Here is a 14,752-nt window from a genome sequence, read left to right as displayed (position 1 = left end):
AGAGTAGGACGCCGCCAAGCGCTTAGGAAGACCAGCTGATATCAGCTGGTCTTTTTTGTTTTTATTTATTTATCCAAAGGTTTTATGATAGTCAAAAGTGGAAATAATAAAGATGGAAGAGCAATTAGTTGAAAAAAAAACGAAAACCACTTATAGTAAAGTTAAAGTCAAATATAGTCAAAGTCAAGTGAAGGAGGGGGCTGAGTGGGGAAAAATATTTCTGATATCATCGAACAGTATTTAAAACAAGTATTAGAAAAGAACGGTAAGGAAATTTTGGAGATTAAACGGAGTGAAATAGCCGACAAGTTTCAATGTGTCCCTTCCCAGATCAATTACGTCATCAATACGCGATTTACAAGTGAACGGGGATATATTGTCGAAAGCAAAAGAGGCGGTGGAGGCTATATCCGGATCATTAAAATTAAAATGAACGACAAAATTGATTTGATCAATAATATTATAAATCAAATCTATACAAGACTCTCACAAGCTGCCTCGGATGACATCATTTTACGGCTGTTAGAAAATGGCGTGATCACAGAAAGTGAAGCAAAATTGATGGTCAGTGTAATGGATCGTTCTGTTTTATATATCGATTTACCTGAACGTGATGAGTTAAGGGCAAGAATGATGAAGGCCATGCTTACGTCACTTAAATTTAAGTAAAGCGGGTGAAAAGCGTGATATGTCAAGAATGTAATAAAAGGCCGGCTACTTTTCACTTTACAAAAGTCATAAATGGCGAAAAAAAAGAAATGCATATTTGTGAACAATGTGCGAAAGAGAACAGTGAATCATACTCTATGAATGAAAATGGCGGATTCTCCATCCACAACTTGTTATCCGGACTTTTAAATATTGATTCGTCTTTTACAAACAGCAGTGAGGCTCAACTTTTTAAACAGCCTGAACAAGTCCTTCGATGCAAAAAGTGCGATATGACATTCTCTGAATTCAGAAAAACCGGACGTTTTGGATGTTCGGAGTGCTATAAAACATTCCATTCATACATCACGCCAGTTTTGCGTAAAGTCCACAGCGGAAATACCGTCCATGCAGGAAAGATTCCGAAGCGAATTGGAGGAAACCTGCATGTGAGAAGACAAATCGAGACATTGAAAAAAGAGCTGAAAGAGTTGATTCAGCAGGAGGAGTTTGAAAAAGCGGCCAATATCAGAGATCAAATCAGGTCACTTGAGCAAAATTTGAATGCAAACAAGAAGGAGGGAGAAGACTGATGTCACTGCAGCATTTTATTCAGGACGCGCTAAGCAACTGGATGCGGCAAAAAGGCCCTGAGAGTGACATCGTGTTGAGCAGCCGGATCCGCCTTGCGCGCAATTTTGAGAAAGTTCGTTTTCCAACGCTTTTTTCAAATGAAGAAGCAGCAGCTATTATTGCTTTATTTGAAGAACAATTCACCGGATATGAGGTTCCCGGCATCGGGAAGTTTGAGCTGGTGAAAATGGAGCAGGTTCAACCGTTGGAAAAAAGGGTGCTTGTAGAAAAACATCTGATCAGCCCGCATTTAACAGAAGCCTCTTTCGGTGCATGCCTTCTTTCTGAAAATGAAGAAGTCAGCATTATGTTAAATGAGGAAGATCATATACGAATTCAATGTCTTTTCCCGGGATTTCAGCTGTTTGAAGCTTTAAAAGCGGCAAACCAAGTGGACGATTGGATTGAAGAGCGGGTCGACTATGCTTTTTCAGAACAAAGAGGCTACTTGACGAGTTGCCCTACAAATGTCGGAACTGGGCTGAGGGCATCTGTCATGATGCATCTCCCTGCACTAGTGCTAACTAGGCAAATCAATCGAATTATACCGGCAATTAATCAATTAGGGCTTGTTGTTAGAGGAATTTACGGTGAAGGCAGCGAAGCATTAGGAAATATCTTTCAAATTTCAAATCAAATAACCCTTGGAAAATCAGAACATGACATTGTTGAAGACCTTAACAGCGTCGTTGCTCAACTAGTCGAACAAGAACGTTCAGCAAGAAAGGCGCTTTATCAGACTTCACAAATTGAACTTGAAGACCGCGTCTACAGATCCTACGGCGTTCTTTCCAACTGCCGGATGATCGAATCGAAAGAGACAGCACGGTGTCTTTCAGACGTTCGTCTGGGAATTGACCTGGGAATAATAAAAGGTCTTTCCAGCAATATACTTAATGAACTGATGATCTTAACTCAGCCCGGCTTTCTGCAGCAATATTCAGGAGGTGCACTAAGGGCAAACGAGAGGGATGTCAGGAGAGCCGCTCTTATCAGGGAGAGGTTAAAACTAGAAAACAACGGCAATAGACAGGAGGATGAATCAATATGATGTTTGGAAGATTTACAGAAAGAGCACAAAAAGTATTGGCGCTTGCTCAAGAAGAGGCTCTGCGTCTGGGTCATAATAATATTGGAACTGAACATATTCTCCTCGGCCTTGTTCGTGAGGGAGAAGGCATTGCGGCGAAGGCATTGCAGGCGTTGGGACTCAGCCCTGACAAAATTCAAAAAGAGGTTGAAAGTCTAATTGGCCGCGGCCAGGAAATGTCCCAATCCATTCATTACACACCAAGAGCCAAAAAAGTAACTGAGCTTGCGATGGATGAAGCAAGAAAGCTGGGGCATTCATATGTGGGAACCGAACACATCCTCCTGGGCTTAATTCGCGAAGGAGAAGGCGTAGCGGCAAGAGTGCTGAATAACTTAGGCGTCAGCTTAAATAAAGCGAGACAGCAAGTATTGCAGCTTTTGGGCAGCAATGAGAGCGGCGGAACTTCAGGTGCAAACAGCAACGCTAATACACCTACATTAGACAGTCTTGCTCGCGATTTAACGGCCATTGCCAAAGAAGACAGCCTCGATCCCGTCATCGGCCGAAGCAAAGAGATCCAGCGCGTCATTGAAGTATTGAGCAGGAGAACGAAAAACAACCCTGTTTTAATCGGAGAGCCCGGTGTCGGTAAAACGGCGATTGCCGAAGGTTTGGCCCAGCAGATCATCAACAATGAAGTGCCGGAAATTTTACGCGACAAGCGGGTCATGACGCTTGATATGGGAACAGTTGTCGCAGGCACAAAATACCGCGGGGAGTTTGAAGACCGCCTTAAAAAAGTGATGGATGAAATCCGTCAGGCCGGAAATATCATTCTGTTTATCGATGAACTGCATACTTTAATCGGAGCCGGCGGAGCAGAAGGCGCCATCGATGCATCCAATATCCTGAAACCGTCACTGGCACGGGGCGAGCTGCAATGCATCGGTGCTACAACCCTTGATGAATACCGTAAATATATCGAAAAAGATGCTGCCCTTGAACGGCGTTTTCAGCCGATTCAAGTCGATCAGCCGTCACCTGAAGAAAGCATTCAAATTTTAAGAGGGCTCAGGGACCGCTATGAAGCTCACCACCGCGTATCGATTACAGATGAAGCGATCGAGGCGGCTGTAAAGCTGTCAGACCGCTATATTTCAGACCGTTTCCTGCCTGACAAAGCGATCGATCTAATCGATGAGGCCGGTTCAAAAGTTCGCCTGCGTTCATTCACAACACCTCCTAATTTAAAAGAGCTTGAACAAAAATTGGATGAGGTGCGTAAAGAAAAAGATGCCGCTGTCCAAAGCCAGGAATTTGAAAAAGCAGCATCTTTACGTGATACAGAACAGCGTCTGCGGGAACAGGTGGAAGAAACAAAGAAAACATGGAAAGAAAAGCAAGGTCAAGAAAACTCCGAAGTAACGGTTGAGGATATCGCGATGGTCGTATCAAGCTGGACTGGAGTGCCGGTTTCAAAAATCGCGCAAACTGAGACAGATAAACTGCTGAACATGGAGAGCATTCTCCATTCACGGGTAATCGGCCAGGATGAAGCCGTTGTCGCGGTAGCCAAAGCTGTCAGACGTGCGCGTGCCGGATTGAAAGATCCAAAGCGTCCGATCGGCTCATTTATTTTCCTTGGTCCTACAGGGGTAGGTAAAACAGAGCTTGCCCGCGCGCTTGCCGAATCTATTTTTGGCGATGAAGAAGCGATGATTCGCATTGATATGTCAGAGTACATGGAGAAACATTCAACATCAAGACTCGTCGGTTCACCTCCGGGATATGTCGGCTATGATGAGGGAGGACAGCTGACTGAAAAAGTGAGAAGAAAACCTTATTCAGTCGTCTTGCTCGATGAGATTGAAAAAGCGCACCCTGACGTCTTCAATATTTTGCTTCAAGTGCTTGAAGACGGACGTTTGACTGATTCAAAAGGGCGCACAGTAGACTTTAGAAATACGATTCTCATCATGACATCCAATGTAGGAGCCAGCGAGCTGAGAAGAAATAAATACGTCGGGTTCAACGTGCAGGATGAAACCCAGACATACAAAGATATGAAAGATAAGGTCATGGGTGAATTAAAACGCGCTTTCAGACCAGAATTCATTAACCGGATTGATGAAATCATCGTCTTCCACTCTTTGGAGAAAAAACACTTAAAGGATATCGTCTCGCTCATGTCAGAACAATTGACAAAGCGTCTTAAAGAACAAGATCTTTCAATTGAGCTGACGGAAGCGGCAAAAGAAAAGATTGCCGAAGAAGGAGTGGACCTTGAGTACGGAGCCCGTCCACTCAGAAGAGCCATCCAAAAACATGTCGAAGACCGGCTGTCTGAGCAACTTCTGAAAGGTCAAATCGATAAAGGGCAGAACATTGTTCTCGACGTAGATAATGGAGAATTTGTCGTAAAAACAGAAGCAAAAACGAATTAATATAGAGACAAAGGACAGAGGCATACGTTTCATAAGTATGCCTCACTTTCTTATAAAGGGAGCGTTTTGAAAAACCAATGGCTAAAACAAAAACTAAATTTATCTGTCAATCATGCGGCTATGAATCTGCCAAGTGGATGGGGAAGTGTCCGGGATGCGGCGCATGGAACACGATGGTCGAAGAAACGGTTAAGAAACCGGCCGCCAACCGAAGAACCGCTTTTTCGCATTCCGTTCAAACGGTGCAGAAGCCTTCCCCTATTACATCAATTGAAACGACGGAAGAGCCGAGGATACAAACGAAATCGGGCGAATTTAACCGCGTATTGGGCAATGGCATCGTCAAAGGTTCGCTTGTGTTAATCGGCGGCGACCCCGGCATCGGAAAGTCGACTTTGCTGCTGCAGGTGTCTGCCCAGCTTGCTGATTCGAAGGAAAATGTCTTGTACATATCAGGGGAAGAGTCAGTTAAACAAACAAAGCTGAGGGCGGACCGATTAGGAATCAACAGTCCAACTCTTCACGTTTTATCTGAAACCGATATGGAGTATATTACGTCTTCTATAGAAGAGATGAATCCTTCATTTGTGGTGGTTGACTCGATTCAAACCGTTTATCAAAGCGATATCACTTCAGCCCCGGGCAGTGTGTCCCAAGTCAGAGAATGCACCGCAGAGCTGATGAGAATGGCCAAAACAAAAGGGATTCCTATATTTATCGTCGGGCATGTGACGAAAGAGGGTTCGATTGCGGGGCCGAGACTGCTGGAACATATGGTCGACACCGTCCTTTACTTTGAAGGGGAGAGACACCATACTTTCCGCATTCTGAGAGCCGTCAAAAACCGTTTCGGCTCGACAAATGAGATGGGAATTTTTGAAATGAGGGAAGAAGGTCTGACAGAGGTTCTGAACCCGTCAGAAATTTTTCTGGAAGAACGCTCGGCGGGGGCGGCCGGATCAAGTGTCGTCGCTTCAATGGAAGGCACGAGGCCGGTCTTAGTCGAAATACAGGCGCTCATCTCACCTACGAGCTTTGGAAACCCGCGCCGGATGGCAACGGGAATTGATCATAATCGCGTCTCATTGCTCATGGCGGTCTTGGAAAAAAGAGTGGGCCTTCTTCTTCAAAATCAGGATGCCTATTTAAAAGTGGCCGGCGGAGTGAAGCTGGATGAACCGGCAATTGACCTTGCCGTTGCGGTCAGCATCGCTTCAAGCTTCAGAGATACCCCGCCTCATCCGACAGATTGTTTTATCGGAGAGGTCGGCTTAACAGGAGAGGTCCGAAGAGTATCTAGAATTGAACAGAGGGTTCAGGAAGCCGCAAAGCTTGGCTTTAAGAGAATGATTATTCCTTCTGCGAATGCGGAAGGCTGGACCAAGCCGAAAGGAATTGAGATCGTCGGCGTTGAAAATGTAGCTGAGGCGCTTCGGGCTTCATTAGGAGGATCATGATAAATGGAAAAAGAAAAAAAAGGAGCGAAACAGGATCTTTCGGAAATATTGCAGTTTGTCGCCCCCGGCACGCCTCTTCGCGAAGGAATTGAAAATGTACTGCGGGCAAAAACGGGCGGATTAATTGTTGTCGGCTTTAACGATAAAGTAAAAGAAGTGGTTGACGGAGGATTTCACATTAACTCTGCTTTTTCTCCGGCCCATTTGTACGAGCTGGCTAAAATGGACGGCGCAATTATTCTCAGCGATTCAGGACAAAAGATCTTATATGCCAATACGCAGCTCATGCCCGAGGCAACGATTCCCTCTTCAGAAACAGGGATGAGACACAGGACAGCTGAACGTGTGGCCAAGCAGACCGGTTGTCTGATCATCGCAATATCTGAAAGGCGGAATGTCATTACGCTCTATCAGGAAAATATGAAATATATTCTTAAGGATATTGGCTTTATTTTGACAAAAGCCAATCAGGCTATTCAGACTCTTGAAAAATATAAATTAATTTTGGACACCGCGATTGCCACTTTGAGCGCTTTAGAGTTTGAAGAGCTTGTCACATTCGGAGACGTCATTTCCGTTATGCATCGATATGAAATGGTGCTGCGAATCAAAAATGAAATTAATATGTATATTAAAGAGCTCGGAACGGAAGGCCACCTTATCAGGCTTCAAGTAAGCGAGCTGATCACAGATATGGAGCAGGAAGCGGCGCTGTTTGTAAAAGACTATGTCAAAGAAAAAATTAAAGACCCATTCGTCCTGCTGAAACAGCTTCAAGATATGTCGAGCTTTGAATTGCTGGATGATGTCATTCTGCTGAAGCTTCTCGGTTATTCAGCTTCAACGAATATGGAGGAATACGTATTTCCTCGAGGCTTCAGACTGCTTCACAAAATTCCCCGGCTGCCTATGCCGATTGTCGAAAATGTTGTCGAAGCGTTTGGCCATTTAAAGCTCATCATCGAAGCGGATGTAAAAGAATTGGATGAAGTGGAAGGAATTGGGGCTGTTCGTGCCCAAAAGATAAAGAAGGGTTTAAAAAGACTTCAAGAAAAACATTATATTGACAGGCAGCTGTAAGAAATTTTTCTAAAAGCGATTAAAATATGCAATTTATGGGTATATTATTCTTACTTTTTGTTTTCCCTTTACAGATTGACACAGCTGCATTTATAAAAATCTAACCATAAATAAAAGGAGGTGAAGGTATGTTAAAACGAATAGTTCAATCGTTCTTTGCGATTTTGGGAGGCGTTATCGGTATTTTTCTCATACCGGAATTGTTTGTACTGTTAAATGTACAGGACATACCTTTAGTAACAAACCCGTATGCGTCCGCTTGTTTGGGAGCTATCATCTTTTTTCTTCTGGGCATCTGGTGTGCGGATCATGTCATTAACTGGGTGAAACGGATTGAGGATTCTCTAATAAAAGCTCCAGTATCAGACTTGTTGTTTGGCTCTTTGGGATTAATCTTCGGACTTATGCTAGCTTATCTTATCGTCAACGTTATTCCGTTAAAAGACTTCCCATATCAGCTGATCAGCACGGTGATTCCGATTGTGCTTGCAGCTTTCCTGGGCTACCTTGGATTCCGGGTCGGCTTTAAGAAAAAAGACGAGATGCTCACCCTTTTCTCTTCCCGAAAGAAAAAAGGCACGACTGAAGAAGAGCGTACAGAAGAAGACAAAAAGCTGAAAATTTTAGATACAAGTGTTATTATAGATGGGAGAATTGCTGATATTTGTCAGACCGGTTTTCTTGAAGGCGTCATCGTGATTCCGCAGTTTGTACTGGAGGAACTTCAGCATATCGCCGACTCTTCCGATGTCCTCAAACGCAACAGAGGACGACGAGGGCTTGATATTTTAAACCGGATCCAAAAAGAACTTGATATCAAAGTGGAAATTTACGAAGGCGATTTTGAAGACATTCAAGAAGTTGACAGCAAACTCGTCAAACTTGCAAAGCTGACTTCAGGTGTCGTCGTCACAAACGATTTCAACTTGAACAAAGTATGCGAACTTCAGAAGGTAGCCGTATTAAACATAAACGACCTTGCCAATGCCGTCAAACCTGTCGTGCTTCCGGGAGAAGAAATGAAGGTACAGGTGATTAAAGACGGAAAAGAACATAATCAGGGCGTGGCTTATTTGGACGATGGCACAATGATTGTCGTTGAAGAAGGACGAAACTATATCGGCAAACATATCGACGTGCTTGTGACCAGTGTGCTGCAGACAGCAGCCGGCAGAATGATATTCGCCAAGCCGAAACTGCTGGAAAAGGCGCTTTAAAAAGGGAGAAAGCAGATGAATTATGAAGTCGTTATTCCTGCTGCCGGACAAGGTAAACGAATGAATGCCGGGAAAAACAAACTGTTTATCAAGGCAAAAGGAATACCAGTTATTATTCATACACTAAAGGTGTTTGAAGAGCATGATGCCTGTAAAAGGATCATTCTCGTCATCAATGAACAAGAGTTCAGCGAATTCAGCACCCATTTAAAACAACATCATTTTACAACTCCGATCGAGGTCGTACCTGGCGGCAAAGAGCGCCAGCAAAGCGTATTTCAAGGCATTAAAGCTGCCGGACAAGAGGAGATGGTCCTTGTTCATGACGGAGCGAGGCCCTTTATTAAACAGAAACATATCGAACAGCTAGTTAATAAAGCCAAACAAACAGGTGCAGCCATCGTTGCTGTACCTGTTAAAGACACGATAAAACGCGTTCAAAACGATGAGGTAGCCGGAACGATTGAACGCTCAAGCTTGTGGGCCGCGCAAACCCCACAAGCTTTTCGTCTTTCTATTCTGATGAACGCTCATCTTGAAGCTGAAGCAAAGGGCTTTTTGGGAACGGATGATGCCAGTCTGGTCGAGGAAGCGGGAGGCAAGGTTTCGATCGTTGAGGGGGATTATCAAAACATCAAACTGACGACTCCCGATGATCTGCTTGTCGCCGAAGCGATATTAGAAGCGGAAAAGAGGAATGAACATGTTTAGAATTGGACAAGGGTTTGACGTTCATCAGCTTGCAGAAGGCAGGCCGCTCATTATAGGAGGGATCACGATTCCTTATGAGAAAGGCCTTCTCGGACATTCAGATGCTGATGTGCTTTTACATACGATTGCGGATGCTTGTCTCGGTGCAATTGGCGAAGGCGATATTGGAAAGCATTTTCCCGATACCGATCCGGAATTCAAAGATGCCGATTCATTCAAGCTCCTTCGCCACGTCTGGTTGCTTGTGAAAGAAAAAGGCTATACACTTGGAAATCTTGATTGTACAATCATCGCCCAAAAACCTAAGATGGCCCCATATATTGAAGACATGAGAGCCAGAATTGCCGAAGGATTGGAAGCGGAGGTTTCCCAAATTAACGTAAAAGCGACCACGACAGAAAAGCTCGGGTTTACGGGAAGAGCTGAAGGAATTGCCGCTCAGGCTTCCGTTCTGCTCCAAAAGGCATAATTCATTTTGAAGACCGATTCATTTGATGATAGAATAAGAATAAATTTGAACTCTGATTGAGACGAAAGGAAGTAGACAGATGGGAAACGAAGTTCGGGTTCGTTATGCGCCGAGTCCTACAGGCCATTTACATATCGGCAATGCAAGAACTGCACTCTTTAATTATTTGTTTGCCCGGAGCCAAGGCGGGAAATTCATCATCCGTATTGAAGATACAGACCGAAAGCGCAACATTGAAGGCGGGGAGCAAAGCCAGCTTAACTACTTAAAGTGGCTCGGCATCGACTGGGATGAAAGTGTGGATGTCGGCGGAGACTATGGACCATACCGCCAATCCGAAAGAAATGACATTTACAAAACATATTATGATGAGCTTCTTGACAAAGGTCTCGCTTATAAGTGCTACTGTACAGAAGAAGAGCTTGAGAAAGAACGGGAAGAACAGACGGCCCGCGGAGAAATGCCGCGCTACTCCGGCAAATGCCGCAGCTTGACAAAAGAAGAGCAGGACAAGCTGGAAGCTGAAGGAAGACAGCCGAGCATCCGCTTCAAAGTTCCCCAAGGAGAAGTCATCAGCTTCAACGATATCGTAAAGGATGACATTTCTTTTGAAACGGACGGTATCGGCGATTTTGTCATCGTGAAAAAAGATGGAACTCCAACTTACAATTTCGCTGTAGCTGTCGATGACTATTTAATGAAAATGACACATGTGCTTCGGGGAGAGGACCATATTTCAAACACGCCGAAGCAGATTATGATATACAATGCGTTTGGCTGGGATGTTCCGACATTTGGACACATGACACTGATCGTCAACGAAAATCGCAAAAAACTCAGCAAACGGGATGAATCCATTATTCAGTTTATTGAACAGTATGAGGAGCTTGGCTATTTGCCGGAAGCGCTCTTTAACTTTATCGCGCTGCTTGGCTGGTCCCCGGCAGGAGAAGAAGAGCTGTTTACAAAAGAACAATTTATTGAAATATTTGATGTGAAGCGTTTGTCAAAATCACCAGCTGTGTTTGACACGCATAAACTGAAATGGGTTAATAACCAGTATGTGAAAAAGCTTGACCTTGATCAGGTCATCGAACTGACTGTTCCTCATTTGCAGAAAGCCGGCAAGGTATCAAAAGAACTTTCCGGAAGCGAAAAAGAGTGGGTTGGCAAGCTGATTTCACTTTATCAGGAGCAGCTAAGCTTCGGTGCAGAAATTGTCGAGTTAACAGAGTTGTTCTTTAAAGAGGAAATCCAGTATAATCGTGAAGCAAGAACAGTTTTAGATGAAGAACAGGTTCCGGAAGTGCTGCGGGTGTTTTCTGAAAAGCTTGAACAGCTGGAGGAATTCACGGCAGACGAGATCAAAGCGTCGATCAAAGCCGTCCAAAAGGAAACGGGGCATAAAGGGAAAAAGCTGTTTATGCCGATCCGCGTGGCGACAACCGGCCAGTCCCATGGGCCTGAGCTGCCTCAGTCCATTGAGCTATTAGGAAAAGACACCGTTTTGAAACGGCTGAATAACATTAATCAATAAGATAAATCGTTGATAGGGAAAAGTATAAAGCTATGGCCTTTAAAGAGAGAGTCTTCATCGGCTGGAAAAGACTTAAGTGCCCGGCTTTAGAAATGCGCCTCTTGAGACCTTTGAAGAACGTTTGATGACAAGTATTCAAAGGCGGTATCCGCCGTTATGGATCAAAGTTGAGGAAACAGCTGTGCCGTTTTCTAAACAGAGTGGAACCGCGCGTCAAAAAGCGTCTCTGTCATCAGACAGAGGCGTTTTTTATATGGTTTGATAAAAAGATGAGAGACAGAAGGAAGCGGGGAACGGGGGGAATCATGTGTTCTTTAAAATGTTGAAAGAAGATGTAGATGTCGTTTTTGACCAAGATCCGGCTGCGAGGAGCTATATCGAAGTCATATTAACATATTCGGGTTTGCATGCTATATGGGCGCATCGAATTGCACATGCTTTATATAAAAGAAAAAGATTTTTCATGGCCAGATCAATCTCTCAAATCGCCCGCTTCTTTACGGGAATCGAAATTCATCCGGGCGCAAAGATCGGCAGGAGGTTTTTCATTGACCACGGGATGGGGGTCGTGATCGGCGAAACCTGTGAGATCGGAAACAATGTCACGGTTTTTCAGGGAGTAACGCTCGGGGGAACAGGCAAAGAAAAAGGAAAAAGGCATCCCACAATCGAGGATGATTCGCTGATATCAACGGGAGCCAAAGTGCTTGGCTCCATTACGATCGGAAAAGGGTCGAAGATCGGCGCAGGCTCCGTCGTCCTGCACGATGTGCCTGAATGCTCCACCGTTGTTGGCATCCCGGGACGCGTCGTTGTGCAAAACGGCAAGAAAATCAGGCGCGACCTGAATCATCAGGATTTGCCGGATCCGGTGGCTGACCGCTTTAAAGAATTGGAAAATGAAATCAGGCAGCTGAAACAAGAGCTCCAGAGAAAAGAAAGGGAAGATGAGCTGTGACACTTACACTGTATAATACACTCACACGAAAAAAAGAGCCGTTTGTGCCTCTTGAAGAAGGAAAGGTTAAAATGTATGTATGCGGTCCGACCGTATATAATTACATTCATATCGGAAATGCAAGGCCGGCTATCGTTTATGATACGGTCAGAAAATATTTGGAGTATAAAGGCTATGACGTTCACTACGTCTCCAATTTTACAGATGTGGACGACAAATTAATTAAAGCGGCTAACGAGCTTGGTGAAGAGGTGCCTGTCATTGCTGAACGCTTTATCAATGCATATTTCGAGGATGTCGGTTCACTTGGCTGCACAAAAGCGGACTGCCATCCGCGCGTCACTGAAAACATGGACGATATCATCGACTTTATCCGGACGCTGATTGACAAGGACTATGCTTATGAAGCGGACGGTGATGTTTATTACAAAACAAGGTCGTTTGAAGGCTATGGAAAACTATCGCATCAATCGATCGACGAGTTGAGAACAGGCGCGCGGATACAAGTAGGCGAGAAAAAAGATGACGCTCTGGATTTCGCATTATGGAAAGCGGCCAAAGATAACGAAATCTCTTGGGATAGCCCTTGGGGCAAAGGGCGCCCGGGCTGGCACATTGAGTGCTCTGCAATGGCGAGAAAATATTTGGGCGATTCAATCGACATTCATGCGGGCGGCCAGGATTTAACCTTCCCTCACCACGAAAACGAAATTGCTCAATCAGAAGCCTTAACAGGAAAGCTTTTTGCGAAGTATTGGCTTCATAACGGCTATATTAATATTGATAATGAAAAAATGTCAAAATCACTCGGCAATTTTGTGCTTGTGCATGACATTATTAAAGAGCATGATCCCCAAGTGCTGCGGTTTTTCATGCTGTCCGTTCATTACAGACATCCGATCAATTATTCGGTTGAGCTTCTGGAGAACACAAAAAACGCTTTTGGCCGCTTAAAAACCGCTTATAGCAATTTGCAGCATCGGCTGAAAAGCAGTACAAATTTAACAGAGGGCGATTCCGAGTGGCTCGAAAAAATCGACGGGCAGCGAAAAGCCTTCGAAACGGCAATGGATGATGACTTCAATACAGCGAATGCGATCTCCGTCTTGTTTGATCTGGCTAAACACGCCAACTACTATCTGCAGGAAAAGAACACCGCTGAACATGTGATTCAAGCATTCCTTCAGCTGTTTGATGAGATTTGCTCTGTGCTCGGCTTCTCACTGAAGGAGCAAGAGCTTTTGGATCAGGAAGTCGAGGAGCTTATCGAAAAGAGAAATGAAGCTCGCAGAAACAGGGACTTTGCTACATCTGACCAAATTCGCGATCAGCTGAAAAGCATGAACATCATCTTGGAGGATACTCCTCAGGGGACACGCTGGAAAAGAGGAGAATCATAAAGATGAATTTAGAAACCATAAAAGACGCCAAACAATTAAATGGTTTGGCGCTTGCTTATATGGGTGATGCCGTTTTGGAAATATACGTAAGGCATCACCTGTTAAAGAAAGGCATGACCAAGCCTAATGATCTGCACAAGCAGTCGAGCCGCTATGTCTCAGCAAAATCACAGGCAAACATGCTGTTTGCCCTTGAGGAGCAGGGATTTTTCACCGAAGAAGAGAAGGCTGTGCTAAGAAGAGGGCGGAATGCAAAATCCGGAACGGTGCCTAAAAACACGGATGTCCAAACGTACCGTTACAGCACAGCTTTTGAAGCCGTTATTGGGTATCTTTTTCTTGAGAACAAGGAAGCGAGGCTTGATGAGCTCATCAAAAAAGCGTTGGAAAAACGGGACGGCAGGGAGGAAATCAAATGAGCCAGCAGCATGATTACGTCATAGGAAAAAACGCGGTCATTGAAACGTTAAAATCCGGCCGTGAACTGTATAAGCTTTGGATGGCGGAAAACACAGTAAAGGGACAGGCTCAGCAAGTCATTGATCTCGCAGTCAAAAAAGGCATCACGATTCATTATGTCCCGAGAAAAAAACTCGATCAAATGGTCACTGGCCAGCATCAAGGTGTCGTCGCCCAAGTGGCGGCTTACGAGTATGCCGAACTGGACGACCTGTTTCAAAAGGCCGAAGACAGAAATGAACAGCCGTTTATTCTCGTGCTAGATGAAATCGAAGATCCGCATAACCTAGGATCGATCATGAGGACGGCTGACGCGGTCGGCGCCCACGGCATCATCATTCCAAAAAGGCGTGCCGTCGGCCTTACGACGACTGTCGCCAAAGCCTCGACTGGTGCGATTGAACATATTCCGGTGGTAAAAGTGACGAATCTATCGCGGACATTGGAAGAAATGAAAGAGCGGGGCGTCTGGGTCGTCGGCACAGATGCATCGGGGCAGCAGGACTACAGGTCGCTGGACGGAAACATGCCTCTTGCGCTGGTCATCGGAAGTGAAGGAAAAGGTATGGGAAGGCTGGTTAAAGAAAAATGCGACTTTCTCATCCGTCTGCCGATGGCTGGAAAAGTCACATCACTGAACGCCTCTGTCGCAGCCGGTCTGCTGATGTATGAAGTGTACCGGAAGCGAAGCCCTTTAGGGGAATAG

Annotated in this window: 14 protein-coding genes and 1 other annotated feature; all 14 genes read left to right on the top strand. The window is 44.8% G+C overall.

Annotation, left to right across the window (positions count from 1 at the left end; translation table 11 throughout):
* The first annotated feature begins 204 nt into the window (after nt 1-204).
* The gene (locus BTA30_RS17630; protein WP_076762614.1) at nt 205-669 is read left to right on the top strand and encodes a CtsR family transcriptional regulator; all 465 of its coding nucleotides are present in this window, start codon (nt 205-207) and stop codon (nt 667-669) included.
* A 14-nt stretch (nt 670-683) separates the two neighbouring features.
* Nucleotides 684-1,241, top strand: a complete 558-nt coding sequence (mcsA, locus tag BTA30_RS17625) for a protein-arginine kinase activator protein McsA (RefSeq protein WP_076762613.1) — start codon at nt 684-686, stop codon at nt 1,239-1,241.
* Nucleotides 1,241-2,332: a protein-arginine kinase McsB gene (mcsB, locus tag BTA30_RS17620; protein WP_076762612.1), complete on the top strand. Its 1,092-nt coding sequence runs from the start codon at nt 1,241-1,243 to the stop codon at nt 2,330-2,332. The genes mcsA and mcsB overlap by 1 nt, the downstream gene beginning before the upstream one ends.
* Nucleotides 2,329-4,758 carry an ATP-dependent protease ATP-binding subunit ClpC gene (gene clpC, locus BTA30_RS17615; protein WP_076762611.1) on the top strand — a complete coding sequence of 810 codons (2,430 nt, stop codon included), beginning with the start codon at nt 2,329-2,331 and terminating at the stop codon, nt 4,756-4,758. Before mcsB ends, clpC begins: the two co-directional genes overlap by 4 nt.
* A 77-nt stretch (nt 4,759-4,835) precedes the next feature.
* On the top strand, nt 4,836-6,215 hold the full coding sequence (gene radA, locus BTA30_RS17610) for a DNA repair protein RadA (protein ID WP_076762610.1): 1,380 nt from the start codon (nt 4,836-4,838) through the stop codon (nt 6,213-6,215).
* A gap of 3 nt (nt 6,216-6,218) precedes the next feature.
* Nucleotides 6,219-7,295, top strand: coding sequence for a DNA integrity scanning diadenylate cyclase DisA (gene disA, locus BTA30_RS17605; protein WP_076762609.1), 1,077 nt, complete (start codon nt 6,219-6,221; stop codon nt 7,293-7,295).
* Between the two features lie 128 nt (nt 7,296-7,423).
* Nucleotides 7,424-8,512 (top strand): PIN/TRAM domain-containing protein, encoded by a 1,089-nt coding sequence (locus BTA30_RS17600; RefSeq protein ID WP_076762608.1) that lies wholly within the window; start codon nt 7,424-7,426, stop codon nt 8,510-8,512.
* A gap of 15 nt (nt 8,513-8,527) precedes the next feature.
* Entirely contained in the window at nt 8,528-9,223 is a 696-nt protein-coding gene (ispD, locus tag BTA30_RS17595; protein WP_076762607.1) for a 2-C-methyl-D-erythritol 4-phosphate cytidylyltransferase, read from the top strand.
* The gene (gene ispF, locus BTA30_RS17590; protein WP_076762606.1) at nt 9,216-9,692 is read left to right on the top strand and encodes a 2-C-methyl-D-erythritol 2,4-cyclodiphosphate synthase; all 477 of its coding nucleotides are present in this window, start codon (nt 9,216-9,218) and stop codon (nt 9,690-9,692) included. The genes ispD and ispF overlap by 8 nt, the downstream gene beginning before the upstream one ends.
* A gap of 79 nt (nt 9,693-9,771) precedes the next feature.
* The gene (gene gltX / locus BTA30_RS17585) at nt 9,772-11,229 is read left to right on the top strand and encodes a glutamate--tRNA ligase (RefSeq protein WP_076762605.1); all 1,458 of its coding nucleotides are present in this window, start codon (nt 9,772-9,774) and stop codon (nt 11,227-11,229) included.
* Nucleotides 11,230-11,460 (top strand) — a binding site (T-box leader).
* Between the two features lie 76 nt (nt 11,461-11,536).
* Nucleotides 11,537-12,187, top strand: coding sequence for a serine O-acetyltransferase (gene cysE, locus BTA30_RS17575; RefSeq protein ID WP_076762603.1), 651 nt, complete (start codon nt 11,537-11,539; stop codon nt 12,185-12,187).
* On the top strand, nt 12,184-13,587 hold the full coding sequence (gene cysS, locus BTA30_RS17570) for a cysteine--tRNA ligase (protein ID WP_076762602.1): 1,404 nt from the start codon (nt 12,184-12,186) through the stop codon (nt 13,585-13,587). Before cysE ends, cysS begins: the two co-directional genes overlap by 4 nt.
* A 2-nt stretch (nt 13,588-13,589) precedes the next feature.
* Nucleotides 13,590-14,006 (top strand): Mini-ribonuclease 3, encoded by a 417-nt coding sequence (locus BTA30_RS17565; RefSeq protein ID WP_076762601.1) that lies wholly within the window; start codon nt 13,590-13,592, stop codon nt 14,004-14,006.
* Nucleotides 14,003-14,752 (top strand): 23S rRNA (guanosine(2251)-2'-O)-methyltransferase RlmB, encoded by a 750-nt coding sequence (gene rlmB / locus BTA30_RS17560; protein ID WP_076762600.1) that lies wholly within the window; start codon nt 14,003-14,005, stop codon nt 14,750-14,752. The genes BTA30_RS17565 and rlmB overlap by 4 nt, the downstream gene beginning before the upstream one ends.

It is taken from the genome of Bacillus swezeyi (assembly GCF_001969815.1).
In the GTDB taxonomy this organism is placed as follows: domain Bacteria; phylum Bacillota; class Bacilli; order Bacillales; family Bacillaceae; genus Bacillus; species Bacillus swezeyi.
This window is presented reverse-complemented; position numbering and strand designations above follow the sequence as displayed.